This is a genomic window from Actinomadura madurae, assembly GCF_047130825.1.
In the GTDB taxonomy this organism is placed as follows: Bacteria; Actinomycetota; Actinomycetes; order Streptosporangiales; family Streptosporangiaceae; genus Spirillospora; species Spirillospora madurae.
In genome coordinates this window covers 7,435,505-7,459,344 of the sequence record NZ_CP083237.1, presented here as the reverse complement: position 1 = coordinate 7,459,344, position 23,840 = coordinate 7,435,505, and the positions used below count along the sequence as shown (strand labels likewise).

Here is a 23,840-nt window from a genome sequence, read left to right as displayed (position 1 = left end):
CGAGGCGCCAACGTCGCCACATCCCCCGGTGGTACGAACGGACCCTCGCACCGTACGACCAACGGCGTAGCCGCCGGAGCGCCGTTCGGCCACCCGGCGGCGCCGGCGTCAGCGGTAGGAGCCGAAGCTCATCGAGCCGGTGAGGGCGGCGCCCGGCGCCTGCGCGTTCAGCGCGATCGTGGTCGGGCGGGCCTTGCTGTCGGCCCACAGGTCGAGCCCGCAGCCGGCGCTGTCCGGGACCCACTTGCGCATCTCCGCCGCCGCGTCCCTCGGCAGCAGCGCGTACACGCTGCCCATCAGCGCCTGCGCGGTGAAGCGGGTGTTGCCGGACGCGTCCGGCCCGCTCGCGGTCATGCCGGGCAGCGTCCCGATCATGAAGGTGAACTGCCGCGGGTCGGAGCCGCTCTGCAGCGTGCCGAGCTGCGCCGCGGTCAGCGTCGACCGCGTCCACTTCTGCCCGTCGAAGCCCTTGAGGACGTTGCCCTGCACGATCACCTTCTGGGTGATCTTGCTGAGCTCGCCGCCCCGCATCGCCCGCGTCACGCCGACGGCGTTCATCGCGAACTTCGGGTACAGGGTGAACGTGGCGGTCTCGGTGGCGTGCCGGTAGTCGCCGTCCGACCCGACGGTCACCTTCATGTCCGTCTTGCGGGTGAAGGAGTGCAGGCTGGGGCCCGGCTGCGGCGGTGCCGTCGGCAGCCCGTGCGCGGCGCCCCCGCCCCCGGATCCGGGGGTTCCCGGCCTGGCGCCCGCGCCCGTCCCGGAGCCCGGCGCGCCGGGCGCGCCCGGCGTGACCGTGCCGGACGCCGAACCGTTGGGGTTCGCGGGATCCCGCTGCGCCATGTTCGCGGCGGGCGGCGGCGCGCCGCCGTCCTTCGGGCCGTCGCCCCCGACCTTGACCACCATCAGGATCGCCGTGGGCACGACGGCCACCGCGGTCACGGCGGAGATGGCGATGGCCCGGTCGGTTCGACGCTTCACCCGGGCAATTCAACACCAAGTTCCCCATTGGTAACAAAGCAATCGAAACCCAGATTGTCCGGTTCCGGACCGTGATCCGTGTATCCGGCCACCCGCCCGCGCCCGTTCCGGTCACGCCGCGGGAAAAGCGGCAGGGCGCCCCCGGTCGCACCGGGGACGCCCTGCTCGGTGGCGTGCGACGACGCCGCGCTCGATCAGGCCTCTTCGAGCTCCGCCGTCAGGTTGCGGACCGCGTTCGGGTCCACCGGGATGCTCGGGCCCATCGACGTGGTCAGCGACGCCTTCTTGACGTACCGGCCCTTCGCCGCGGACGGCTTGAGCCGCTGGATCTCGTCCACGGCCGCGGCGTAGTTCTCCACCAGCTTGCGCTCGTCGAAGGACGCCTTGCCGATGATGAAGTGCAGGTTCGCGTGCCGGTCGACCCGGAACTCGATCTTGCCGCCCTTGATGTCGGTGACGGCCTTCGCCACGTCCATGGTGACCGTGCCGGTCTTCGGGTTCGGCATCAGGCCGCGCGGGCCGAGCACCCGGCCGAGCCGTCCGACCTTGCCCATCTGGTCCGGCGTCGCCACCACGGCGTCGAAGTCCAGGAAGCCGCCCTGGATCCGCTCGATCATGTCGTCCGAGCCGACCAGGTCGGCGCCCGCCGCCTCGGCCTCCTGCGCCTTGGCGCCGACGGCGAAGACGAGCACGCGGGCGGTCTTGCCGGTGCCGTGCGGCAGGTTGACCGTGCCGCGGACCATCTGGTCGGCCTTGCGCGGGTCGACGCCCAGCCGCAGGGCGACCTCGACGGTCGCGTCGAACTTGGTGACCGCGGTCTCCTTGGCCAGCTTCACGGCCTCGACCGGGCTGTACAGCCGCTCGCGGTCGATCTTCTCCGCCGCGGCGCGGTAGCCCTTGCTGCGCTTCATGTGCGTTCCTCCACTGGAACTCGTGGTGCGGGCCGAAGCGGACCCTCCCACTGGGTGACTTACTTGACCTCGATGCCCATCGACCGCGCGGTGCCGGCGACGATCTTCTCGGCGGCGTCCAGGTCCTTGGCGTTGAGGTCGGGCATCTTGGTCGTGGCGATCTCGCGGACCTGGTCGCGGGTGACCGAGCCGACCTTGGTCTTGTGCGGCTCGCCGCTGCCCTTCTCCACGCCCGCGGCCTTGAGGATGAGCTGCGCGGCCGGCGGGGTCTTGGTGATGAAGCTGAACGACCGGTCCTCGTAGATGGTGATCTCTACGGGGATGACGTTGCCGCGCTGGGAGTCCGTGGCGGCGTTGTACTGCTTGCAGAAGTCCATGATGTTGACGCCGTGCGGACCGAGCGCGGTACCGACCGGCGGCGCCGGCGTCGCCTGGCCCGCCTGCAACTGGACCTTGACGAGCGCGGCGACCTTCTTCTTCGGAGGCATGCGAACCCCTTTGTCCCATTTATCGGTGGTTCCGACTCCCGGTCACCCGGGCAACACGGCGGCTGGGACGCATCCACCGTGTAGGAACCGCTATGTGAGACGGAGCGCGGGGGCTCCGTCAGATCTTGGAGACCTGGTTGAAGCTCAGCTCGACCGGGGTCTCGCGGCCGAAGATCGAGACCAGGACCTTGAGCTTCTGCTGCTCGGCGTTGATCTCGTTGACGGTCGCGGGGAGGGTGGCGAACGGGCCGTCCATGACGGTGACCGACTCGCCGACCTCGTAGTCGACGGTGGCGGTGACCTTGGCCTGCTCCTTGGCGGCCTTGGCGACGCCCTCCTCGGGCTCGGGGGCCAGCAGGTTGGCGACCTCGTCCAGGCTGAGCGGGGACGGCTTGTTCAGCAGGCCGACGAACCCGGTGACGCCCGGGGTGTTGCGGACCGCGGCCCACGACTCGTCGGTCAGCTCCATCCGGACGAGGATGTAGCCCGGCAGGACCTTCTCGTTGACCTTCTGGCGCTTGCCGCCCTTGATCTCGGTCACCTCGTGCTGCGGGACCTCGATCTGGAAGATGTAGTCCTCCATGTTGAGGGTCTGGGTGCGGGTCTCGATGTTGGTCTTGACCCGGTTCTCGTAACCCGCGTAGGAGTGCACGACGTACCAGTCGCCCGGCTGGAGGCGCAGCTGCATCTTGAAGTCGGCGTACGGATCGGCCGGAGGCTCGGCGGCGGCCTCCTCGTCCTCGGCCGGCTCCTCGGCCGGCTCCTCGGCCGGCTCCTCGGCCGGCTCCTCGCCCGTGACGGACTCGGCGAGCTCGGCGGCGCCCTCGGCCGCGTCCGGCGCGGGGCCCTCGCCCTCCAGCTTCGTGTCCGCCGGCTCGGCGTCGCCGGCGGAGACGACCGCCTCGGCCGCCTCGTCGGCGGGCTGCGCCGCCTGGTCTGCCGCAGCAGCCGCAGCGGACTGGGCCTCGTCAACGGCCTCGTCGTAGGGCTGTGAGGGCTCGGACACGGTGACTCTTCTCTCGGTCTGCGGTGATGGACTTGCGATGGTACGGCGGGCTTTCCCCGGCGCGCGGCGGCGGCCGCGCGGCGTCAGCCGAAGATGGCGTAGACGCCCTTCTGGAGCCCGTAGTCGACGCCGGAGACGATCGCGACCATGACCAGAACGAAGATCAGCGAGACGGTCGTGTAGGTGATGAGCTCCCGCCGCGTCGGCCAGATGACCTTGCGCAGCTCGGCGATGACCTGGCGCACGAAGAGCGCGGGCGAGGTCCGCCCGGAGGAGGACTTCTTCTTGGTCTTGCCCTCGTCCTTGGCCTCGGGCTCGTCGCGCTCGTCGGTCTCAGTCGCCATTTGCCGCCGTTCACCTCATAGGTCGTGATCCAACCACCAAGTGGTTGCCGCGCCGTCCCGTGCCGCGGAGTGCCACGGCGACGCCGTGGCGCGGCCGGCACGAGTGCGCGCACCGCACCTCGCAGGGCAGGAGGGACTCGAACCCCCAACCGCCGGTTTTGGAGACCGGAGCTCTACCAATTGAGCCACTGCCCTTCGTTCTCCGGCTAAGGAGAAAGCCCGGCCGCGGGGCCGGGGTGGTGCCGCGTCCCAGCTTACGGCCTCACGAAGGTGCCCGGGTGCGGACAGGCTCGTATACCGGCGACGCGTCACTTGCTGGGTGAGTCTACGTGCCGGAGGGGCCCGCGTCGAACCGATACCCGGAGATCGGCGGGAACGCGGCGGCGGCGACCCGTCCGACCGGCCCGGATATATGGCTCGGGTCACGCGGGCCGATCTGTAACGATGGGGACATGAGCATCGACCGTCCTCGCATCTCCAAGCGCATCGCCGCGATCTCCGAGTCCGCCACGCTGGCCGTCGACGCCAAGGCCAAGGCCCTGAAGGCGGCGGGCCGCCCGGTCATCGGGTTCGGCGCGGGCGAGCCCGACTTCCCCACCCCGGACTACATCGTCGAGGCGGCGGTGACCGCGTGCAGGGTGCCGCGCTTCCACAAGTACACGCCGGCGGGCGGGCTGCCCGAGCTGCGCGCGGCCATCGCCGAGAAGACCGGGCGCGACTCCGGCCTCACTGTCGAGGCGTCGCAGGTGCTCGTGACCAACGGCGGCAAGCAGGCGGTGTACGAGGCGTTCGCGGCGCTGCTCGACCCGGGCGACGAGGTGCTCGTCCCGACGCCCTACTGGACGACCTACCCCGAGTCGATCAAGCTGGCCGGCGGCGTGCCCGTGGACGTCGTCGCCGACGAGACCACCGGCTACAAGGTGAGCGTCGAGCAGCTGGAGGCGGCCCGCACCGACCGGACGAAGGTGCTGCTGTTCGTCTCGCCGTCCAACCCGACCGGCGCCGTCTACACGCGGGACGAGATCGAGGCCGTCGGGCGCTGGGCCGCCGAGCACGGCCTCTGGGTCGTCACCGACGAGATCTACGAGCACCTCGTGTACGGGGACGCCGAGTTCCACTCGATGCCCGTGCTGGTGCCGGAGCTGGCCGACCGCACGCTCGTCCTGAACGGCGTGGCCAAGACCTACGCGATGACCGGCTGGCGGGTCGGCTGGATGATCGGCCCGGCGGACGTGGTGAAGGCCGCGCAGAACCTCCAGTCGCACGCGACGTCCAACGTGGCGAACGTGTCCCAGGCCGCCGCGCTCGCCGCCGTGACCGGCGACCTGTCGGCCGTGGCGGAGATGCGCAAGGCGTTCGACCGGCGCCGCCAGACGATGGTGAGGATGCTGAACGAGATCCCCGGCATCGTGTGCCCCGAGCCGGAGGGCGCGTTCTACGCGTACCCGTCGGTCAAGGCGCTGCTGGGCAAGGAGCTGCGCGGCAGGCGCCCGGAGACGTCGGTGGAGCTGGCGTCGCTGATCCTGGAGGAGGCCGAGGTCGCGCTGGTGCCGGGCGAGGCGTTCGGCACGCCGGGCTACTTCCGCCTCTCCTACGCGCTCGGCGACGACGACCTCGTCGAGGGCGTCTCGCGCGTCGCGAAGCTGCTCTCCGAGGCGAGCTGATCCGCTGACCGTCCCTGAACGTACGGACCGGCCCCGGGCGCACACCGCCCGGGGCCGGTTTCCGATGGGACGGGTCCGCCGGGTCCCGTCCCGGGATGCCCGGCGGGACGTCCCGCGCACGGCCCCTCTCCGCCGCGCGACGTCCCGCCGGGGCGGGGTCTCAGGGGCGCACCCCCTCGGCGATGCGCATCAGCTGGTCCCGGGCGGTGCCGGCCGCGGTGACGGTGACGCCGACGCCGGGCCGCGCCAGCCAGGAGACCTGGCGCGCCGAGCCGGGCCGGTCGCCGATCAGCGCCGGCGTCCCGCGGACGGACGTGCGCCCGGGGACGCCCGCCGACTTCATCAGGTCCTGCGGGCCGGTGAGCCCGCCGCCCTTCACCAGGGCGATCTCCACCCACCCGGATCCGCCGCGCCATCCGCAGGTGGTGGTCTTGCGCCCGGCGTTCCCGCTCACCTCGCACGGCCCGGTGGAGGCCAGGCCGTCCGGCAGGTAGGTGATCCAGGACGGCAGCCCGCCGACGGCGCCGCCGAGTCCGGGCTTGTGCGGCGCCCCGCCGGACGACTCCCGCGCCTCCGGCTTCGGCGAGGAGTCCGTCCCGGGCCTCCCCTTGGATGACGGGGACGCGGGGAGGCCCGGGGCGGAGGGTCGTTCCGGCAGCCGGAGGGCCGAGACGGTGTCCGTCGGACGGGCCGTCTCCGAACTCCCGGCCGGTGTGGCCCGGAACGACTGATAGGTGGGTACGAGGGCGAGCGCCGCGACCGAGGCGGCCGCGACTCCCGCGGCCGCGTGGACGCGGGCCCTGCGGCGCCGGTGGCGCCGTTTGACGTCGGTGACGAGCGACGGCGACGCGGACGTCTCGGCCACCTGCTCGGCCATGGCCTTCCGCAGTTCACTCTCCAGATCCATCGCTCAGCTCCCCAGTGGCGCCAGGTTCTTGTCGAGGCGCTCCCGGAGCCTGGCGAGCCCCCGGGATGCCTGGCTCTTGACCGTTCCGACCGAACAGCCGAGAGCCTGTGCCGTCTCCGCCTCGGAGAGGTCCTCCCAGAACCGGAGCACCAGCACGGCCCGCTGCCTGGGGCCGAGCTTGCGCAGCTCGTCCATGAGGGTCCCTCTCAGTTCGACGGCGTGGTTCGGGGACGCGGCCGGCGTCTCCGGCAGCCGCGCCATGTGGATCTCCCGGAGCACCTTCCACCGCCGGGACCGGCTGATCACCAGGTTGACCAGGATCCGGCGGACGTACGGCTCGGGATCGCTGCCGGCCTCCAGCCGCCCCCAGTGGCGGTAGGCCTTCTCCAGCGCGGTCTGCAGGATGTCCTCGGCGTCCTGCCGGGCCCCGCACATCAGCGCCGCGACGCGCAGCAGGGCATCGCCGCGTGCCGCCACGAACTCCACGAACGACTCGTCGTCTCGACGCCCCACTGTGCTCCGTCCCGGCTAGAGCGCTTCCAGCAGATCGGTGTGCCGAGAGCGGACGGCCCCCGCGCCGGAGCCGTCCGCCCGCGCCTTCTCCCTTACCGCGCCTGGCGCAGCGCGGTGGCCACGTCCTTCAGCCCGTTGCCGGCCAGGACGGGGGATCCGTTGACGAACAGCGAGTAGCCGGCCGGGTCGAACAGCAGCACGCCGCCGCCGTTCGGGCTCTGCCAGCCGGCCACCCCGGCGACGCTGACCGGGGTACCGCCCTCGGGCAGGTTCAGCGCCTGCCGCAGCTGATTCTGCGTCATGCCGGACGGGGTCTTCAGGGTTTCGACGGAGAGCCACTGGCCGGCCTTGCCCTGCCACTTCTGGGTGACGGCGCAGACCTGCTGCTTGCGCAGCTCGGCGGAACCCGGGACGGACGACACGTACCGCAGGCCCTTCGGCAGCATGACGGCCTTCTCGGCGGCGCCGCCGACCTTCACCGCGGGCTTCAGCGTGCTGCAGTCGAGCTTCGGCACGGCGGGCACGGCGGGCTGGGCCGGGACGCGCGCGTCCGGCTTGGTCGCCGGGGCGCCGGGCAGGTCGCCGGTGGACGGCACGCAGGTGGGCAGGTCCGCCGGGACGCCGGGCTTGGCGGGCACGCCGGGCTTGGCCGGGAGGTTCTTGCCGTCCGGCGCCTTCACGCCGGGGACCTCGGTGTTCGGGGCGCCGGCCTGCGGGAGCCCCGCGGCGGGGACCTTCGCGTCGGGCAGCTGCCCCTGCGGCAGCTTCCCGGTGGCCGGGTTCTGCTTGAGGTGCTGCTCGACCTTCTTCTTGGCGCCGGCGTCGGGGACCTTGGGCGTGCCGGGCTTCGCCGGGAGGCAGGTCGGGACGGTCTTCGGCGCGGCCTCTTGGACCTGGCGGGTGGCGGCGGGGGCCTTGGCGCCCTGCGACTGGAGGCCGGCGTCGTGGTGGGAGCCGGTCATCGCCCACGTCGCGCCGCCGCCGACGGCCACGGTCCCGATGGCGGACGCCGCGATCAAGGCGGCCTTCAGCGTGATCATGGTGTATCCCTTCTGCCCTACTTCTCTGCGGGGGTGCCTGTCTCTCTCTGGCGCCCCTCGTATACGCACGGTCGCCGGAATGGGTTGCACGGGATTCCAAAGTTTTTTCGGAGATGCCCATGGGCGGGATGGCCATCGCGTGTCATGCGAGGTAGTCCGGTGTGGTGATCCTGCCGGGACGGGGTTTGGAGCGGACGCGGATCCGGCAACATTGGCTCATGGAGGCCCGTACCCTTGCACCCCGTCCGGCGGAGGCGCACCCCATGCCGGACCGTTCCATGCCGGACTCTTCCCTGGCGGACCGCGCCGAGCCCGCCCCCGCGCGCGGCCCCGCCCGCCCGGACGTGGCCCTGCTGCCCAAGGCGCACCTGCACCTGCACTTCACCGGCTCGATGCGGCACTCCACGCTCGTGGAGCTCGCCGGGCTGCACGGCGTCCATCTGCCGGACGCCCTCGTCGAGGACTGGCCGCCCCGGCTGCACGCGACCGACGAGCGCGGCTGGTTCCGGTTCCAGCGCCTCTACGACATCGCGCGGTCGGTGCTCCAGACGCCGGACGACCTGCGCCGCCTGCTGCGCGAGACCGCCGAGGACGAGGCCGCCGAGGGGTCCGGCTGGCTGGAGATCCAGGTCGACCCGAGCGGGTACGCGGCGAGGTTCGGGGGGCTGACGCCGACCGTGGAGCTGGTGCTGGACGCGGCGCGGGAGGCCTCGGAGGCGACCGGGGTCGGCATCGGCGTTGTGATCGCGGCCAACCGCACGCGGCATCCGCTGGACGCCAAGACCCTCGCGCGCCTCGCCGTCCAGTACGCGGGGAAGGGCGTCGTCGGGTTCGGGCTGTCCAACGACGAGCGGCGGGGGCGGGCGTACGACTTCGAGGGGGCGTTCCGGATCGCCAAGCGCGGCGGGCTCCTGTCGGATCCGCACGGCGGCGAGCTGCTGGGCCCGGCGAGCGTCCGGGAGTGCCTGGAGACGCTGGACGCCGACCGGATCGGGCACGGCGTCCGCGCGGTCGAGGACCCGCGGCTGCTGGAGCGGATCGTGGAGCGGGGCGTGACGCTGGAGGTGTGCCCGGCGTCGAACGTGGGGCTCGGGGTGGTGGCGACGGCGTCGGACGTCCCGGTGCGGCGGCTGTTCGAGGCGGGCGCGTCGATCGCGCTGGGCGCCGACGACCCGCTGCTGTTCGGCTCGCGGCTGGCGCGCCAGTACGACCTGGCCCGCACCGAGCACGGGTTCTCCGACGCCGAGCTGGCGGAGCTGGCCCGGCAGTCGATCCGCGCCTCGGCCGCGCCCTCCGACCTGCGGGGGCGGCTGCTGGCGGGGGTCGACGCCTGGCTGGAGGGATAGCCGGCGCGGGGACGGGTCAGCTCTGCGGCCGGTCGGCGAAGGACTCCACGCCGCGCAGCCCCTCCGCCCAGGCCGCCGCCGAGCCGGGCAGGTCGGGCCCGGACGGGACGCCGAACGCGGCCAGGACGTTGACCAGCAGCCCGTCCGAGATGAACCGGGCCACCTCCTCGGGGGGCTCGCCGGACAGGTCGCCGGCGAGCCGCCACAGCCGCGCCCAGCGGATCCGGCCGAGCCGGCGCACCTCGTCGTCCCGGACGGCGACCGCGTGGATCTTGACCTGGAGCCGCGGGAGCGCCGGGTCCTCGCGCGGCAGCCGGCGGTAGGCCGCGGCCATCGCGGCCATCGCGTCCGGGCCGCGCCGGCCGCGGGCGGCCTCCGCCAGCCGGTCCTCGATGTCGTCGAAGCAGCGTTCGGCGGCGGCGAGGAAAAGGGCGTGCTTGGACGGGAAGAGCCGGAACATGTAGGGCTGCGACACGCCGATCCGCCGGGCGATCGTCCAGGTGGAGGTGCCGTCGTAGCCGCCGTGGGCGAACTCGGCCATCGCGGCCCGGACCGCGAGCTCGCGGCGTTCACCGGCGCTCATCCTCGGGCTCATGGCCTCACGTTAGTGCTCTCCTCCCTCCACATGCCGCGGCGTTCGAGGTGGGCGACGAGCAGGTCCCCGGCCCGGACGATGTGGGCGCGCATCTCCCGCGCCGCCGCCCGCGGGTCGCCGTCCCGCAGCGCCGCCAGGATCAGCGCGTGGTCGCGGACGGCGAGGCCCGGCCAGCCGGCGAGGCGCCCGTAGAGCCCGCGCGGGACGTACCGGGCCGCCGTCCCGAGCGACCAGGCGAGCTTGGGCGATCCGGCGGCGAGGTTGATCTCCCGGTGGAAGCGGTGGTTGCCGTCCTCCATCAGGTCGGGCCGGTGCACGGCCATGGCGTGTTCCAGCCCGAGCTGGAGGCCGTCCAGCTCCCGCAGGGCGGCCGGGCCGATCCGCGGCACGGCCCGCGCGGCCAGCTCGGCGGCGATGCCGGCCTGCACCCAGAACAGGTCCTGGACGTCCCGTTTCGACAGCGGCGCGACGACGAACCCGCGGCGCGGCTCCAGGACCACGAACCCCTCGCTGCGCAGCGACTTCAGGGCCTCCCGGACGGGCGTGACGCTGATGCCGAACTCCAGGGCGAGGCGTTCGAGCCGCAGGTAGTCGCCGGGGCGGACCCGGCCGTCCATGATCAGTTCGCGGATGCGGGCGGCGGCCTCGTCGCTCAGCTGGAGCCGCGTGCCGAGCACCCGCCGGGGCGGCGGGGGGAGGGGGGCGGGTAGGGCCACGGTCGTACTCCCGTCCGGGCCCTTGCGCGGCGAGCCCCGCGGCGGTCGAGGGCCCTGACTCCATGGTTCCCGCCCCGTCAGGCGGTGATGCCCTCGATCAGCAGGAGGACGCCGAAGACGGCGAACCCGGCCGCGGCGCCGTACTTGATGACCCGCTCGGGGAGCCTGCGGCCGAGGATCTGGCCGACGACGATGGCGAGCGCGTCGGCGGCGACCATCCCGACCGTCGAGCCGAGCCACACGCCGGTCAGCCCGAGGAGCCCGCCGTGGTCGGCGGCGAGGGTGACGGTGGCGAGCATCGTCTTGTCGCCCAGCTCGGCGAGGAGGAACGCCCCGCCGACGGCCAGTATCGCCGATCCCGTCGCGCGCCGGGCGCGGTCGCGCTCGTCGTCGTCGAGCTCGTCGCCGCGCAGCGTCCACAGCGCGAAGCCGAGGAAGGCGACGCCGGCGAGGACGGAGATCGGGCCGGTCGGGAGCGCGGCGCCGAGGGCCGCGCCGAGGGCGACGCTCGCCAGGTGGACGATCGCGGTCGCGGCGGTGATGCCGATCAGCACCGGGAGCGCGCGGAAGCGGGCGGCGAAGGTCATGGCCATGAGCTGGCTCTTGTCGCCCAGCTCCGCGACGAAGATCACGGCCAGGCTGATGAGGAAGGCGGACACCGGTTCCCTCTCGCTCGGAGGCCGGGCGAGGGCGGGGGTTCGAGCACGCGCGACCTCGGCCCGGCACGACTGCCGGGCCGAAGGTCTCGTCCGCCGCGATCGGTGATCGGGCCCGCGTGACCGGGCGCCCATGGGGGCGCCAGTATGTCGATCACGCGATTGGGACTACTCCCCCTCGGCTCCGTCCACCCTACCGGGTCACAGGGTCACGCCGACGAGCACGGGCTCGTTGACGAGGGTGACGCCGAACGCGTCCCGGACGCCGTCGCGGACCTCGCGGGCCAGCGCGAGCAGGTCGGCGGTGCCGCCGTCGCCGGGGTTGGTGAGGGCGAGGGTGTGCTTGGTGGAGATCCGGGCGGGGCCGCGCGCGTGCCCCTTGGTGAAGCCGGCGCGGTCGATGAGCCAGGCGGCGGACGTCTTCACGCGGCCGCCGGCCTCCGGGTACCGCGGGAACGCCGCGTCCGGGCCGAGGCGGTCGGCGACGCGGCGTTCGAGCTCGGCGACCTGGCCGGGTCCGAGGACCGGGTTGGTGAAGAACGACCCCGCGCTGCGGGTGTCGGGGTCGGCCGCGTCCAGGACCATGCCCTTGCCGCGGCGCAGTTCGAGGACGGCGTCGCGGGCCTCCTTCAGCGTGACCCGGTCGCCGGGCTCGACGCCGAGCTTGCGCGCGAGCTCGGCGTAGGCGATCGGCTGCGACTCCTCGGCCTGGCGCAGCGCGTAGGTCACGTCCAGGACGACGTACCGGTCGTCGCCCTTGAAGACGCTGTGCCGGTAGGTGAAGCGGCAGGCCTCGCGGTCGACCGCGACGCAGGCGCGCGCCCGCCGGTCGTACGCGCGGACCTCGACGATCGTCTCGCTGACGTCCTGCCCGTAGGCGCCGACGTTCTGGATGGGGGTGGCGCCGACGCGGCCGGGAATGCCGGACAGGCACTCGACGCCGGCGAGCCCGTCGGTGACGCAGCGGGCGACGAACGGGTCCCAGTCCTCGCCGGCCTGGACGCGGACGAGGATCGTGTCGCCGTCCGCGCCGACGCGTTCGGTGCCGCGGGTCCCGACGTGCACGACGGTGCCGGGGAACCCGGCGTCGGAGACCACGAGGTTGCTGCCGCCGCCGAGCACGAGGACGGGTTCGCCCTCGTCGTCGGCCGCGCGGATCGCGGCGACCACCTCCGCCTCGGTCGTCGCCTCGACGAAGCGCCGCGCGGGGCCGCCCAGCCGCAGCGTGGTGTATCCGGCCAGGTTCACGTCTTCGGCGAACACCGCCACGTCGTCCTTCCCCTCCCGTGCGCGCCCTCGCCCGAGCCGGCCGCGCACCTCCCCGGTCCCGCACCGGCCGGGGACGCCCGGCCGGTGCGCCGCCGCGTTCAGGCGAGCTTGACGACCGCCTTCGCGCGGGTGAGGACCTTCTGGTCGTTCGACCGGGCGGTGAGGGCCACGACGACCGTGCCGTCGTCGCGCTTCTCCTCCACCTTGCCAATGATCTCCAGGGTCGCGCCGCCCTCGTCCGGGACCACGACCGGAGAGGAGAACCGTACCCCGTAGTCCACCACGGCGCCGGGGTCGCCGGCCCAGTCGGTCACGAACCGGCCGCCCTGCGCCATCGTGTACATGCCGTGCGCGATGACGTCGGGCAGGCCGACGGCCTTGGCGACGGACTCGCGCCAGTGGATCGGGTTGAAGTCGCCGGACGCGCCCGCGTACATGACGAGGTTCGCGCGGTCGACGGCGTACGTCCGCGCGGGGATCTCGGCGCCGACCTCGACGTCGGCGTGCTTCACCTTGGCGGTCATCAGGCCCCCCGCTCCACGATCGTGTTGTGGGACGTGCACACGAGCTCGCCCTCGACGGTCTTGACCTCGGTCTCGACGGTCATCTTCTCGTTGTTGCCGATCGACTTGATCTCGGTGATCGTCGAGGTGCAGGTGATGACGTCGCCGGCGCGCAGCGGGCGGGTGTAGACGAAGCGCTGCTCGCCGTGCACGACCATCGCGTAGTTCAGCCCGAGGTCGGGGTCGGCGAGGCCGGGGTTGCCGAGGGAGACGACGATCGGGAAGGTGGGCGGCGCGATGACGTCGGGGTGTCCGGCCGCCTTGGCCGCCTCCTGGTCGCGGTAGACCGGGTTCGGGTCGCCGATCGCGTCCGCGAACTCGCGGATCTTCACCCGGCTGACCTCGTACGGGTCGCTGGGCGGGAAGCTCCGCCCGATGAAATCACGGTTGAGTGCCATGCAATCCGTCCCTCCAGGGCCTGAGCACGCCGGTTCCGTCTCTCCGGACGGACGGTAACAGAACGACGTTCAGCCCGCCCTCGCGGGTCTCGGTGCGAGGACGGGCTGATCACGTCAGTACAAGCGTGCGAAGAAGTCGCGCCGCTCGGCGGGCCTGGTGCGCTGCGCCGTTAGCGGGTTTCCCGGTGCGGACGGTGGGTCCTGGCCCCGTGAGAAAGCGCAGCGGGCAGTACTTCTCCGTCAGGACCTCAACCTAGCGGGTTTCCCGGTGCGGACGGTGGGTCCTGCAGTTGGGGCAGTACTTCTTGATCTCAAGGCGGTCCGGGTCGTTGCGCCGGTTCTTCCGCGTGATGTAGTTGCGGTGCTTGCACTCCTGGCAGGCCAGCGTGATCTTCGGCCGGACGTCGGTGGCAGCCACGATGGAGTGCCTTTCTGAGCTAGGGACAAGGAACTTACCGACCCAGCCTGCTCACCCCCGGGGTGGGGGTGAGAGACATGGGTAGTAGCGAGGGCCGGACTTGAACCGGCGACACAGCGATTATGAGCCGCTTGCTCTGCCTGACTGAGCTACCCCGCCGCGATGGTCGGTGTGGACCGGAATGCAAGGATACCGGATGCTCACCGAACCCTGGAAACGCGAAATCCCCGGGTGAGGATCAGGGAATCGGTCTCGCGGGTTCCGCCGGACCGTCTCCCAGGTTACCGGGTGTGCCGATGAGCTGCGAAACGTCCTACTGGAACCGGAGGGACGGTACCACAGGCCCCGGTATCGAGCGAATCAGGGCGGTGTCCCCCGGGAACGACGCGGTGTCCTCGGGAACGACGAAGGCCGCCGTCCGATCGAGCGGATGGCGGCCGGTATGCCGTGAGCCCCTTTACGGAATCGAACCGTAGACCTTCTCCTTACCATGGAGACGCTCTGCCGACTGAGCTAAAGGGGCCTGCGTCGTTCGCGCAGTGAAACCATACACGGCCCGGCCGTGTGGTGCGAACCGGTTTGGGCCCCGGGTGTCCGCGCTGGTCAGCGCAGCAGGTTGCGGGCGATGACGAGCTGCTGGATCTGGCTCGTCCCCTCGTAGATGCGGAACAGCCGGACGTCGCGGTAGAAGCGCTCGACGGCGACGCCGCGCATGTAGCCCATCCCGCCGTAGACCTGGACGGCGCGGTCGGCGACGCGTCCCACCATCTCGGAGCAGAAGTACTTGGCGCAGGACGGTCCCTGCTTGGTGTCCTCGCCCGCGTCGTAGGCACGTGCCGCTTCCAGGACCATCGAGCGTCCCGCGTACAGCTCGGTCTGGGAGTCGGCGACGAGTCCTTGCACGAGCTGGTATTCGCCGATCGTCCTACCGCCCTGGCTGCGCTCCTTGGCGTAGGCGACGGTCTCGTCCAGGATCCTCTGGGCGAGACCGACGCAGACGGCGGCGATGCTGAGCCGTCCATGGGCGAGCGACGCCATGGCGGTGCGGAAGCCGGTTCCCTCCGTCCCGACCATCGCGGTCGCCGGGACGCGCACGCCGTCGAAGAAGACCTCGGCGGTGTGGGCGCCGCGCTGGCCCATCTTCTGGTCGGACGGCCCGATCTTCAGGCCGTCCGTGCCCCTCTCGACGAGGAACGTGGAGATGCCGCGGGAGCCGCTGCCGCCCGTCCTGGCGAACACCATGAACACGTCGGCCTCGGGGGCGTTGGTGATGAACCGCTTGGCGCCGTTGACGACGTAGTCGCCGCCGTCGCGCGCCGCGGTCGTGGCGAGCGCGCTCGGGTCGGAGCCGGCCTCGGCCTCGGTCAGCGCGAACGCCCCGACGACCTCGCCGGACGCGAGCCTCGGCAGCCAGGCGTCCTTCTGCTCGTCCGTGCCGGAGTTGACCAGGACCTGCCCGGCGATGCCGTTGCTCGTGCCGAACATGGACCGGAACGCGGGGCTGGCGTAGCCGAGCTCGAAGACCAGCCGCACCTCCTCGCTCAGCGACAGGCCGAGCCCGCCGTACTCCTCGGGCAGCGCGTACCCGAACAGGCCCATGTTCCGTGACGTGCGGCGCAGCTGCTCCGGGATCGCGTCGGTCTCCTCGATCTCCTCCTCGCGGGGGACGACCTGCTCGCGGACGAAGCTGCGGACGGCCTTCAGCACGTCGGCGAAATCCTGTGGCTCCATGACCGCATACTAGAACGAGATTCCAAAAAGGTGCGGGTTCCCCGGGAGCGGCTGCCAAGTTGATCAACTTGTGCCAGGGTGACCGACCATGTCGTTCCAGCAACTCGTCGACCAGATCGTCCAGGCCGCGGTGGTCGAGGACCGGTCCTTCAGCGACCTGCTGCCGCAGCTTATGCGGGAAGCCCAGAGCACGCCCCTCGCCGAGCTGAACGCCGCCCTGCCCCGGCTGGCCGAGGGCATCGCCGAGGCGCCCCCGAACCTCGGCGGCTGGCTCGCCGTCCTCACCGGCGCCTGGATCGAGCAGGGCGCCGATCCCGCGCCGGTCGGCACGGCCGTCATCGAGCGGACCACCGACGTCACCGCCGCCTCCCTGTCCTTCGCCAAGGCATGGGAGGAGGGGTCCGACGGCAAGCCCCCGCCCGACATGGAAGAGGAGAAGCCGTCCCAGGAGGTGTTCGACACCGTCGCGCCGGCGCTGGGCGAGGGCGCCGTGACCGCGATGATGTCCTGGTTCTCCCTGCACCAGTTCGCGCTGGCGGCATGCACCGTCCTGCAGATGGGACCGTCGGTCCGGGCGGGCGTCACGGACCGCGACTTCCGCTCCTTCATCTCGCAGAAGGCCGGCCAGTACCTGGGGAGGATGAACCACTACGCGGCGCTGCTGCGCGTCCTGGACGGTGAGCGCATCCTCGTCCTCGACCGCGCGAGCCGCCGGGGCTGGACGGTCACGATCGGCGGGGTCGGCGACAACTTCCAGCTGCACGTCCTGCTCGCGGGCGCGCTCATCGGACGCCCCGGCGGCCTGGAAGGCGAACGTCCCGCCCCGGAGATCATCGCCTGCTTCCTCAACGCCGACGTCCCGCCGGGGCGCCCGATCGTCTCCAGCCCGTGGAACCTCGTGGACGCGCACGGCGAGCCGATCTGGAACGAGGGCGTCCCCGCCGACATCCCGGTGGTGAACGGCACCCGCGTCGTCGTGCTCGACCCGCCGTCCTACGGGCGGCACTTCCCGGCCGGACGGCGTTTCCCGCTCATGCCCGCCACCTTCCGCGTCGACGGGACGCACCTGCCGGAGGACCTCGGCGCCTGGTGGCCGCACATCAAGCCCGCGACGCGCTGACGGTGCCCGCGGCGGCGCCGGCACTGTCAGAAACGGACGAACACGGCCGTGGCGTCGTCGTGGCGCTTCCCCCGGGCCGCGGGAGCGGACACCTCCGCGGCCCTGGTCCTCCTGACCAGCTCCCGAGGCCCTTCCTCGTCCAGCAGGCGGAGCAGGCCGTCCCAGTCCAACTCCCCGAACCGCTCCACGAGCCGGGACGCGCCGTCGCTGAGCACCGCCGCCCTCCGCAGCCCCTCGACCGGCACCTCGCCGGTCAGCCCCTCGTACGCGGCCTCCGGTTTCGTGCTCGCCACCCAGAACCCGCCGGGGGTGTTGCGCGACCTCCGGACGCCTTCGAGCGTGTAGCTCGGAAGGTGGTCGACCCGGTCGTCCCGGAACACCCTGGTCTCGCCGACGTCCACCACGATCGGGGAGTCGGCGAGCACGAACCACTCCACGGCCTCGCCGCGGCGCCGCAGCAGCGACACCGTCGCGGACGGGCTGTCGGGGTTCTCCAGGTCGCACGTCCCGGTGTGCGCCTCCCCCGTCACCTTGATCGCCTCCGCGACCAGGTCGGGCAGCGGCTTGCCGTCCTCCAGCGCCAGCAGCGCGGCGATCCGCCCGCCGAGCCTGCGCACCAGCCACGCCGGATCGTGCCGGCATCCGCTGTCCACCCCCCGCGGCGCCGTCGCCCCGTCCAGCAGCACGACCCAGCCGGGTCCGGCCGCCACGAAGTCCTCGTTCTCCCGCCCCGGCGTCGCCTCACTCACATAACTCACCTGCACGGATGCAGGTCTACCCTCTGGGCCGCCCCGCGCGGGACAGCTAGACCAAAACCCTCACCTGCCGCACCGCCGCCGCTCCACTACTCCTCCACCTCGACGCCGAAGCCGCGCGCCAGGGCGTCCAGCCCGAAGTCGTATCCCTGGCCGACGACGCGCAGCCGCCATCCCGGGCCGCGCCGGTACACCTCGGCGACCAGCATCGTCCGCTCCGTGGTCCCGGCGTCGAGGGTCGCCTGCGCGTGCGCGCGCTCGCCGTCGCCGGCGCCGGTGACCAGTTCGACGGCCCCCAGCTCGCCGAACGTGAGGTCGCCGTCGATCACCGCCGCCACGGTGACCTTGCGGACGGCCTCGGGAAGCGCGGCCAGGCCGATCACGATCGCCTGCTCGGTAGGGCCTTCGGCCGCCAGCCGGACCGTCCCGTCGGGGGTCTCGGCGGCGCCGTAGAAGACGAAGTCCTCGTCGCAGGACACCTGGCCGTCCTCGTCGAGCGCGAACGCCACCACGTCCACCTCGCAGGCCGAGTGCTGGACCCAGGAGGCGCCGACCGTCCACCTCTCCGCCGGCGGGAGGTCGATGGCCGCCCCCCTCGGCAACACTGTTGTCGACACCCGGACAGTCTCCGCCTGCTCCGGCGCCTTGAGCCACTCCACGTCGTGAACGGGGACCTCCAGGCGGACCACCCGCTCCATGCGCCGATCCGGCTCGCCGCCTTGGAGGGCCACGACGTCCGTCACGCCGGCCGACAGGTTCACCGCGGCGGCGCCGCCGAGCTCCACGACCGCGCTCCGCGCGGCGGACGCCCTCGGATGGGTTCCACCGAGGACGAGCACGCGGCGCCCTTCGAGCGGCCCCTTCCTCACCGGCGGCTTCTCCACGGGCCTCGCCTGCTCCCGCGTGCCGTGCGGGGTGCCGGGCTGGACGTCCCGCAGCAGTTCCAGGAACGTCCGCTCGTCGATGACGGGCACCCCGTCCTGGCGTGCGCGGCGTGCCTTGGCCGTGCCGGAGCCGGGATCGTTCGCCACCAGCAGGCTCGTGTGGCGGCTCACGGACGTCATCATGTTCAGCCCAGCGGCCACCGCCCGCTCGGTGAGCCTCTCGCGCAGCGTCTCGGTCTCGCCGGTGATGGCGACCTTCATCCCCTGGACGAGCCGGTCGCCGAACCTGCCCGGACACCGGTAGGCGCACCGGGTCTTGGGAATCCCGGCCCGGAAGTTCTGCTTCGGCGGGCACGCCACGAACGGCAGCGCGAGACCGAGCCGGCTCGCCTCCTGGAGCGATCCGCGCAGCACGCCTCGGAGCGTCCGGACGTCCTCCAGCGCGTCGTGGGCCTTGGCGGGCTTGATCCCGTAGTGCGCGGCCAGCGTCCCGAGCTTCAGGTCGCCGGTCGCCGGGGAGAGCCGGCGGTTCAGCGCCAGCGTGCACAGCCGCCGTTCGACCGGAAGCCGGACGTTCGCGCGCTGGAACTCCTGCGCGAGGAAGCCGTAGTCGAAGGGGGCGTTGTGGGCGACGAGCACCCGGCCGCGGAGCATTTCCGCGACGCGCCGGGACACGTCCTCGAACTTGGGCGCCCCTTTCAGCCTCTCGGGCGTCAGCCCGTGAATGTGAACCGGCCCGGGATCGCATCCCGGGTCGAGCAGGGTGGAATACTCTCCGCTCGTCCTCCCGTCGCTTCCGACCGTTACCACGGCGAGGGACAGAATCCTGTGCTGAACGGCTCGGATTGCGCACCCCCGCGTTCGGATCCGCGTCCGTGGCCAACGTGCTGTTCGCGGTCGCGTTCGCCGCGATGCTGCTCTCCTGCGTGCTGTGGTGCCAGGACGTCTGGGACTGGTCCGCGCTGCGCACCGGCCTCGCCATCACGCCCGGCCCGCTGATGGTGCCCGCCCTCGCCCTCGGCGGCGCGCCGCTCGCCCGCCGCTTCGGCGCCGGGCGCGTGGCGGCGGCCGGTTGCGCGGTGTTCGCGGCCGGCATCGGCTGGTGGATGTGGCGGATGGCGGACGGCTACGCCGCCGGGATGCTGCCCGGCATGCTGCTGACCGGCATCGGGGTCGGGGTGACGCTGCCGACCCTGATCGGCGCGGCCGTGTCGGCGCTGCCCCCGGCGGCGTTCTCCACCGGGTCGGCGGTCGTCACGATGGCGCGGCAGGTCGGCACGGTCATCGGCGTCGCCGCCCTGATCGCCGCCCTCGGCCGGGACGGGGACTACGACGCCGGCTGGCTCCTGACCGTCCTCGCCGCGGCCGCCGCCGGCCTCGCCTGCCTCGTCATCCGCCGGACGTGACGGCCGCGCCGACCGCCGCCGGCTCGTCGGCGAAGAACCGGATCGTGCCGACCTCGGCCCGTCCGCCGAGCGGCCGGACGACCTGGATCGGCTCCCGCAACTCGACCACCACGTTCGTCTGCCCGGCCACCGCCACCGAGAGCCGCCCGTCCCGCACCCGGACCATGCCCGTCTCGTCGTAGTTCCGCGCGACCCGCAGCGCGGAGATCTGCGCCCGCGGAACCCGCAGGTCGAGGAAGGCCCCGCAGCGGATGCGCAGCTCGTCGTCCGACAGCACGTGCGGCCGGGTGACGCACGCCGCGATGATCGCCACCACGATGAGGATCGAGTACAGGTCGACCACAAGCACCACCGCGCGCAGGCCTTCCGGCGCGTCCAGGGACCGCATCAGCAACTCGACCACGACGGCCTCCAAGACCATCGCGAAGAGAAAGGCCATCTGCAGGGAAAGCTGCCCGCCCGCGTAGGGCACCGCGACCGCGCCCGGCGGCACACCGTGCTTGCGGCGGGTCACGAGCAGCACCAGGCTGACCATCCCCCGCAGGTCGAAGGCCATGACCCTGCGCACACGGTCGGGGACCAGCCGGCCGACGCTCCGTAGTGCCACCGGCCACCCGGCACCGGCCCGCCGTGCCGCGATGACCAGCCGTCCGGCGACCACGAGCTGGAGCACCAGCACGGCCGAGAAGGCGACCTCGCCCGCGGCCACCAGGGGGCGCGGCAGCGTCACACCCGAGACGAGGAGCACCACGACGACCAGCTCCGCGGGCACCATCGCGACGACCGCGGCCCGAGCGAGGCTCAGCACGTCCTGTCCTTGAGGATGCCGATCACGCGGCGGAAGACCTCGCCCTGCGCCGCGGGCATCGCGTCCAGCCACCCGCCGTCCATGCCCTGCCCGGCCATCAGCACCGCCATCTCCTCCGGTATCTGGTCCGCGAGATCCGCCGCGATGTCGGTGATGCGCGGATCGTCCTCCGGCGCGTCGGCGATCTCGTCCAGCCGCGCGTAGAGCGCGGCGATCCGCCGCCGCGCCTCCGGCCTGCCGAACGGCCGCAGCATCTCCGCGAACCGGGCCCGCCCGGCGTCCCCGGCAGCCGTGTCGACGAGCGCCAGCAGCTCCCGGTCGAACGCGGCGAACCGCGACCCGTCCGGCAGTCCCCGCAGGACCGTCGCCATCTCGGGCGACACGGCCGAGTCCGGGCCCAGGTCCTCGTCCGCCAGCAGCTCGGCCAGCCGCGCCCGCCGCGCCGCGATCGCGTCCTGCTGCGCGGCCAGATCGGCGTCGAGCTCCTGAAGCACCTCGCGCAGGTCCCGGCCGCGCTCGTCCGCCAGGACGTCCCGGACCTCGTCCAGCGACAGCCCGAGCTCGACGAGCCTCCGCACCCGCGCGAGGACCACGGCGTCCCGCAGCCGGTACTCCCGGTAGCCGTTCGCGAGCCGCTCGGGCTCGGGCAGCAACCCGAGATGGTGGTAATGCCGCACGGTCCTGGCCGACACCCCGACCAGCGCGGCCAGCTCCCCGATCCGCATGCCCTCATTACAAACGTTGACGCGACGTCAAGGTCAAGCCCACACCGGCCCCGGAACTTGGACCGCCCCCGACCTGCTTTTCGGACCTGGCCAGCGGACCACTGGACGGCTCGTTCACCTGGGATGATCTTTTTCGGCCGACCAAGAGTCCACTTCCGGCCAGCGATCTTTGTATCCACACCGGTTCGCGCTCGGCCTCGACACGGTCGGTCATGGGCTCGCATCCTCGGACGGTTCGGAGTTTCTGCAGGTCAACGGCCTTGTCTGCTGCCCGTCCGCCGCAATTGGCCCGATTCCCGAAGGTCACGCGCGACTACTCTCGGAGACCGGTGACGGTGCGTGATCACCCTCTTCACCTGCGACGATTCACGCCATAGAAGGCATATGTTCACTCTCCGGGATTACGGTCCCGGCATCGCCGCGGTCCGCGGCGAGATCCCGCATCGGTCGAGTGGCGAAGGAGTACGGTCCGTGTCGCATCGGGGTCGGCACTCGCGCACCGTCGCGGCCGCTGTCATCGGCCTGTCGGGCCTGGCCGTCGCGGCCTTCCTCGCCGTCCAGGCGCTCCGGGGGAACCCGGCCACCGCCGCGCCGCCGATGCCCGCCCCCGCGGCGTCCGGCGGAACGCCCGGCACGGCCGTCCCCACCGCCGCCGCCCTGCCGCGTTCGGTGCCGCTGCGTCTCGACGTGCCGCGGATCGACGTCCGGACACCGCTGATGAAGCTGGCCAAGAACGCGGACCAGACCGTCGAGACGCCGCCGCCGAGCCGCGCCCAGGAGGCCGGCTGGTACCGGCTCGGCGCCGCACCCGGCAGCCGGGGCGCGGCGGTGCTCATCGGGCACGTCGACTCGGCACGCGGGCCGGCGGTCTTCTACCGGCTGGGCGAACTGCGTCCCGGCGACCGGGCGAGCGTGCTCCGCGCCGACGGCCGCACCGCCGTGTTCCGCATCGACTCCGTCGAACGCGTCCGCAAGGACCGCTTCCCCACCCGCCGCGTCTACACCGACCCCGGCTACGCGGCGATCCGCCTGATCACCTGCGGTGGACGTTTCGACCGCGGCACCGGCCACTACACCGACAACGTCATCGCCTACGGCCACCTCCTGCGGTCCGAGGGGACGCGCTGACATGCACCCGGCCTCCGGCGCCTCCGAGGGCGACATGACCGCGGCCCCCCACGCGCGCCCCGAGCGTCACCGTCTCACCCGGCCGGGGCACGCGGCGCCGAGCCATGCCCTGCCGGCCCGACCGGGCCCGGGGCACCTGGCGTCCTCGACCCCCTGGGGAACCCGGCCCGGGCTCCATCACCCGGCGGCGGCCATCTCCCCGACCGTGACCGTGCCCGATCGGGCGGCGGCCGCGATCATGCCCCCGCCGGTGCGGCGGCGGCCGGTCACCCCGCCACGACCGCCCCTCCGGGAAGCGGCGCCGCCGGTCCAGACGCCGCGGCCGTCCGTCCGGCGCGATCTCCCCCGCCCGGCGCCGGAGCCCGCGCGGCGCCGCCGGGACCGGGACGGCAAGCGCGGCCTGCCGGTCACGCGCCCGGACACGATGCGGGTGACGGTCCTGATCCCGGCGCACAACGAGGCCAAGCAGATCACCGAGACGATCGCGTCGCTGCGGCGGCAGGAACGCCCACCGGACCACATCGTCGTGATCGCCGACAACTGCACCGACGCCACCGCCGCGCTCGCGCAGCTCTGCGGCGTCGAGATCGTCGGGACCCGGGAGAACCGGCACAAGAAGGCCGGCGCGCTGAACCAGGTCCTCGACCGGCTGCTGCCGATCCTCGGCCCGGACGACGCGATCATGGTGATGGACGCCGACTCGGCGCTCGACCCCGGCTTCATCCGGCACGGCGTCGACTACCTGGCCTCCGGCCGTTACGCGGCCGTCGGCGGCACGTTCACCGGCAAGCCCGGCGGCGGCACGGTCGGCATGTTCCAGCGGAACGAGTACGCCCGCTACGCCCGCGACGTCCGGCGCCTGCAGGGCAGGGCGCTCGTGCTGACCGGCACCGCCACCATCTTCCGCGCCGCCACCCTGCGGGAAGTGGTCGCCGCCCGCCGCGAACGCCGCCTTCCAGGGCTTCCGCACGTCTACGACGTCCGCGTCCTGACCGAGGACAACGAGCTCACCCTCGCCATCCTCCACCTCGGCTTCCGCATCCTGTGCCCGCGCGAGTGCACCCTCACCACCGAGGTGATGCCGACCTGGCGCGAGCTGGCCCGGCAGCGCCTGCGCTGGAAGCGCGGCGCCCTGGAGAACCTGGTCGACTACGGCTGGACGCCGATCACCCGCCCCTACTGGGGCCGGCAGCTCCTCTCCCTCATCGGCATCCTGGTGATCTCCGCCTACCTGATCTCGCTCGCCTACTCGGTGTTCTGGCTCGGCGGCATCCAGCTCAGCCCGGTCTGGGCGGGCATCACGGTCATCTTCATGGTGGAGCGCACGGTGACCGTCCGGCAGCGCGGCGCCGCCCAGATGGCGCTGGCCGCAACGATCGTCGTCGAAATGGTCTTCGACGTCTTCCTCCAGATCGTCCAGGCACGTGCCTTCTGGCAGGCCGCCTGGCGCAAAGAAAGGAAATGGTAG

The 23,840-nt window shown here is 72.6% G+C and carries 26 protein-coding genes and 3 tRNA genes; 6 read left to right on the top strand and 23 right to left on the bottom strand.

From position 1 onward, the window contains the following. Window positions 1-108: 108 nt before the first annotated feature. The 6 genes from K8Z49_RS34380 to K8Z49_RS34355 all read right to left on the bottom strand — a co-directional run bounded on the left by K8Z49_RS34380 (window position 109) and on the right by K8Z49_RS34355 (window position 3,925). On the bottom strand, window positions 109-981 hold the full coding sequence (locus K8Z49_RS34380; protein ID WP_412516147.1) for a hypothetical protein: 873 nt from the start codon (window positions 979-981) through the stop codon (window positions 109-111). Window positions 982-1,175: 194 nt separating this feature from the next. After that, complete coding sequence (gene rplA / locus K8Z49_RS34375; RefSeq protein ID WP_075020984.1) at window positions 1,176-1,892, bottom strand: 50S ribosomal protein L1; 717 nt, start codon at window positions 1,890-1,892, stop codon at window positions 1,176-1,178. A gap of 59 nt (window positions 1,893-1,951) precedes the next feature. Then, a complete protein-coding gene (rplK, locus tag K8Z49_RS34370) occupies window positions 1,952-2,380 on the bottom strand; it encodes a 50S ribosomal protein L11 (protein WP_021595823.1) in 429 nt (142 codons plus the stop codon). Window positions 2,381-2,498: 118 nt separating this feature from the next. Then, window positions 2,499-3,386, bottom strand: a complete 888-nt coding sequence (nusG, locus tag K8Z49_RS34365; protein WP_412516146.1) for a transcription termination/antitermination protein NusG — start codon at window positions 3,384-3,386, stop codon at window positions 2,499-2,501. Between the two features lie 83 nt (window positions 3,387-3,469). Then, the gene (gene secE, locus K8Z49_RS34360) at window positions 3,470-3,730 is read right to left on the bottom strand and encodes a preprotein translocase subunit SecE (RefSeq protein ID WP_021595821.1); all 261 of its coding nucleotides are present in this window, start codon (window positions 3,728-3,730) and stop codon (window positions 3,470-3,472) included. 122 nt (window positions 3,731-3,852) lie between these two features. After that, window positions 3,853-3,925: transfer RNA gene (locus K8Z49_RS34355), tRNA-Trp, on the bottom strand. Between the two features lie 257 nt (window positions 3,926-4,182). On the opposite strand from K8Z49_RS34355, the gene K8Z49_RS34350 reads away from it, so the two are divergent. Then, entirely contained in the window at window positions 4,183-5,394 is a 1,212-nt protein-coding gene (locus K8Z49_RS34350) for a pyridoxal phosphate-dependent aminotransferase (protein WP_021595820.1), read from the top strand. A 160-nt stretch (window positions 5,395-5,554) separates the two neighbouring features. Here K8Z49_RS34350 and K8Z49_RS34345 read toward each other — a convergent pair whose 3' ends face one another. The 3 genes from K8Z49_RS34345 to K8Z49_RS34335 all read right to left on the bottom strand — a co-directional run bounded on the left by K8Z49_RS34345 (window position 5,555) and on the right by K8Z49_RS34335 (window position 7,854). Continuing rightward, window positions 5,555-6,301 carry a hypothetical protein gene (locus K8Z49_RS34345; RefSeq protein WP_021595819.1) on the bottom strand — a complete coding sequence of 249 codons (747 nt, stop codon included), beginning with the start codon at window positions 6,299-6,301 and terminating at the stop codon, window positions 5,555-5,557. A 3-nt stretch (window positions 6,302-6,304) separates the two neighbouring features. Next, window positions 6,305-6,814, bottom strand: coding sequence for a SigE family RNA polymerase sigma factor (locus tag K8Z49_RS34340; RefSeq protein ID WP_024934194.1), 510 nt, complete (start codon window positions 6,812-6,814; stop codon window positions 6,305-6,307). 92 nt (window positions 6,815-6,906) lie between these two features. Next, window positions 6,907-7,854: a hypothetical protein gene (locus tag K8Z49_RS34335; RefSeq protein WP_021595817.1), complete on the bottom strand. Its 948-nt coding sequence runs from the start codon at window positions 7,852-7,854 to the stop codon at window positions 6,907-6,909. A 263-nt stretch (window positions 7,855-8,117) separates the two neighbouring features. Here K8Z49_RS34335 and K8Z49_RS34330 point away from each other — a divergent pair, with 263 nt between their 5' ends. Beyond that, window positions 8,118-9,200, top strand: a complete 1,083-nt coding sequence (locus K8Z49_RS34330; protein ID WP_021595816.1) for an adenosine deaminase — start codon at window positions 8,118-8,120, stop codon at window positions 9,198-9,200. Window positions 9,201-9,216: 16 nt separating this feature from the next. On the opposite strand, the gene K8Z49_RS34325 is transcribed toward K8Z49_RS34330, so the two are convergent. The 10 genes from K8Z49_RS34325 to K8Z49_RS34280 form a co-directional block, all read right to left on the bottom strand. Continuing rightward, on the bottom strand, window positions 9,217-9,795 hold the full coding sequence (locus K8Z49_RS34325) for a TetR/AcrR family transcriptional regulator (protein WP_063747671.1): 579 nt from the start codon (window positions 9,793-9,795) through the stop codon (window positions 9,217-9,219). After that, the gene (locus tag K8Z49_RS34320) at window positions 9,792-10,511 is read right to left on the bottom strand and encodes a GntR family transcriptional regulator (RefSeq protein ID WP_412516145.1); all 720 of its coding nucleotides are present in this window, start codon (window positions 10,509-10,511) and stop codon (window positions 9,792-9,794) included. Before K8Z49_RS34320 ends, K8Z49_RS34325 begins: the two co-directional genes overlap by 4 nt. Window positions 10,512-10,588: 77 nt before the next feature. After that, window positions 10,589-11,170 carry a TMEM165/GDT1 family protein gene (locus K8Z49_RS34315; RefSeq protein WP_021595813.1) on the bottom strand — a complete coding sequence of 194 codons (582 nt, stop codon included), beginning with the start codon at window positions 11,168-11,170 and terminating at the stop codon, window positions 10,589-10,591. A 198-nt stretch (window positions 11,171-11,368) separates the two neighbouring features. Continuing rightward, on the bottom strand, window positions 11,369-12,436 hold the full coding sequence (locus K8Z49_RS34310) for a UDP-N-acetylmuramate dehydrogenase (RefSeq protein ID WP_412516144.1): 1,068 nt from the start codon (window positions 12,434-12,436) through the stop codon (window positions 11,369-11,371). A gap of 98 nt (window positions 12,437-12,534) precedes the next feature. Then, window positions 12,535-12,960, bottom strand: coding sequence for a MaoC/PaaZ C-terminal domain-containing protein (locus tag K8Z49_RS34305; RefSeq protein WP_412516143.1), 426 nt, complete (start codon window positions 12,958-12,960; stop codon window positions 12,535-12,537). Beyond that, on the bottom strand, window positions 12,960-13,397 hold the full coding sequence (locus tag K8Z49_RS34300) for a MaoC family dehydratase N-terminal domain-containing protein (RefSeq protein ID WP_021595810.1): 438 nt from the start codon (window positions 13,395-13,397) through the stop codon (window positions 12,960-12,962). The genes K8Z49_RS34305 and K8Z49_RS34300 overlap by 1 nt, the downstream gene beginning before the upstream one ends. A 253-nt stretch (window positions 13,398-13,650) precedes the next feature. Beyond that, window positions 13,651-13,815 (bottom strand): 50S ribosomal protein L33, encoded by a 165-nt coding sequence (rpmG, locus tag K8Z49_RS34295; protein WP_026404241.1) that lies wholly within the window; start codon window positions 13,813-13,815, stop codon window positions 13,651-13,653. An 85-nt stretch (window positions 13,816-13,900) separates the two neighbouring features. Beyond that, window positions 13,901-13,974: transfer RNA gene (locus K8Z49_RS34290), tRNA-Met, on the bottom strand. 291 nt (window positions 13,975-14,265) lie between these two features. Further along, a tRNA-Thr gene (locus K8Z49_RS34285) sits at window positions 14,266-14,338 on the bottom strand. Between the two features lie 80 nt (window positions 14,339-14,418). After that, window positions 14,419-15,546, bottom strand: coding sequence for an acyl-CoA dehydrogenase family protein (locus K8Z49_RS34280; protein WP_075020987.1), 1,128 nt, complete (start codon window positions 15,544-15,546; stop codon window positions 14,419-14,421). Between the two features lie 88 nt (window positions 15,547-15,634). On the opposite strand from K8Z49_RS34280, the gene K8Z49_RS34275 reads away from it, so the two are divergent. Beyond that, window positions 15,635-16,666 carry a hypothetical protein gene (locus K8Z49_RS34275; protein WP_412516142.1) on the top strand — a complete coding sequence of 344 codons (1,032 nt, stop codon included), beginning with the start codon at window positions 15,635-15,637 and terminating at the stop codon, window positions 16,664-16,666. A 26-nt stretch (window positions 16,667-16,692) separates the two neighbouring features. Here K8Z49_RS34275 and K8Z49_RS34270 read toward each other — a convergent pair whose 3' ends face one another. Together K8Z49_RS34270 and K8Z49_RS34265 are read right to left on the bottom strand one after the other, a co-directional pair. Further along, complete coding sequence (locus tag K8Z49_RS34270) at window positions 16,693-17,415, bottom strand: protein phosphatase 2C domain-containing protein (RefSeq protein WP_021595807.1); 723 nt, start codon at window positions 17,413-17,415, stop codon at window positions 16,693-16,695. Window positions 17,416-17,510: 95 nt separating this feature from the next. Further along, window positions 17,511-19,151 carry a TerD family protein gene (locus K8Z49_RS34265; protein ID WP_412521228.1) on the bottom strand — a complete coding sequence of 547 codons (1,641 nt, stop codon included), beginning with the start codon at window positions 19,149-19,151 and terminating at the stop codon, window positions 17,511-17,513. A gap of 29 nt (window positions 19,152-19,180) precedes the next feature. On the opposite strand from K8Z49_RS34265, the gene K8Z49_RS34260 reads away from it, so the two are divergent. Continuing rightward, complete coding sequence (locus K8Z49_RS34260; protein ID WP_412516141.1) at window positions 19,181-19,711, top strand: hypothetical protein; 531 nt, start codon at window positions 19,181-19,183, stop codon at window positions 19,709-19,711. On the opposite strand, the gene K8Z49_RS34255 is transcribed toward K8Z49_RS34260, so the two are convergent. Next, a complete protein-coding gene (locus K8Z49_RS34255) occupies window positions 19,695-20,519 on the bottom strand; it encodes a hypothetical protein (protein ID WP_083597597.1) in 825 nt (274 codons plus the stop codon). The two genes, K8Z49_RS34260 and K8Z49_RS34255, sit on opposite strands and share 17 nt — an antisense overlap. Beyond that, the gene (locus tag K8Z49_RS34250; RefSeq protein WP_021600176.1) at window positions 20,513-21,244 is read right to left on the bottom strand and encodes a MerR family transcriptional regulator; all 732 of its coding nucleotides are present in this window, start codon (window positions 21,242-21,244) and stop codon (window positions 20,513-20,515) included. Before K8Z49_RS34250 ends, K8Z49_RS34255 begins: the two co-directional genes overlap by 7 nt. Window positions 21,245-21,715: 471 nt before the next feature. On the opposite strand from K8Z49_RS34250, the gene K8Z49_RS34245 reads away from it, so the two are divergent. Together K8Z49_RS34245 and K8Z49_RS34240 are read left to right on the top strand one after the other, a co-directional pair. Further along, window positions 21,716-22,372 (top strand): class F sortase, encoded by a 657-nt coding sequence (locus K8Z49_RS34245; protein WP_024934200.1) that lies wholly within the window; start codon window positions 21,716-21,718, stop codon window positions 22,370-22,372. Between the two features lie 205 nt (window positions 22,373-22,577). After that, complete coding sequence (locus K8Z49_RS34240; RefSeq protein WP_200871707.1) at window positions 22,578-23,840, top strand: glycosyltransferase; 1,263 nt, start codon at window positions 22,578-22,580, stop codon at window positions 23,838-23,840.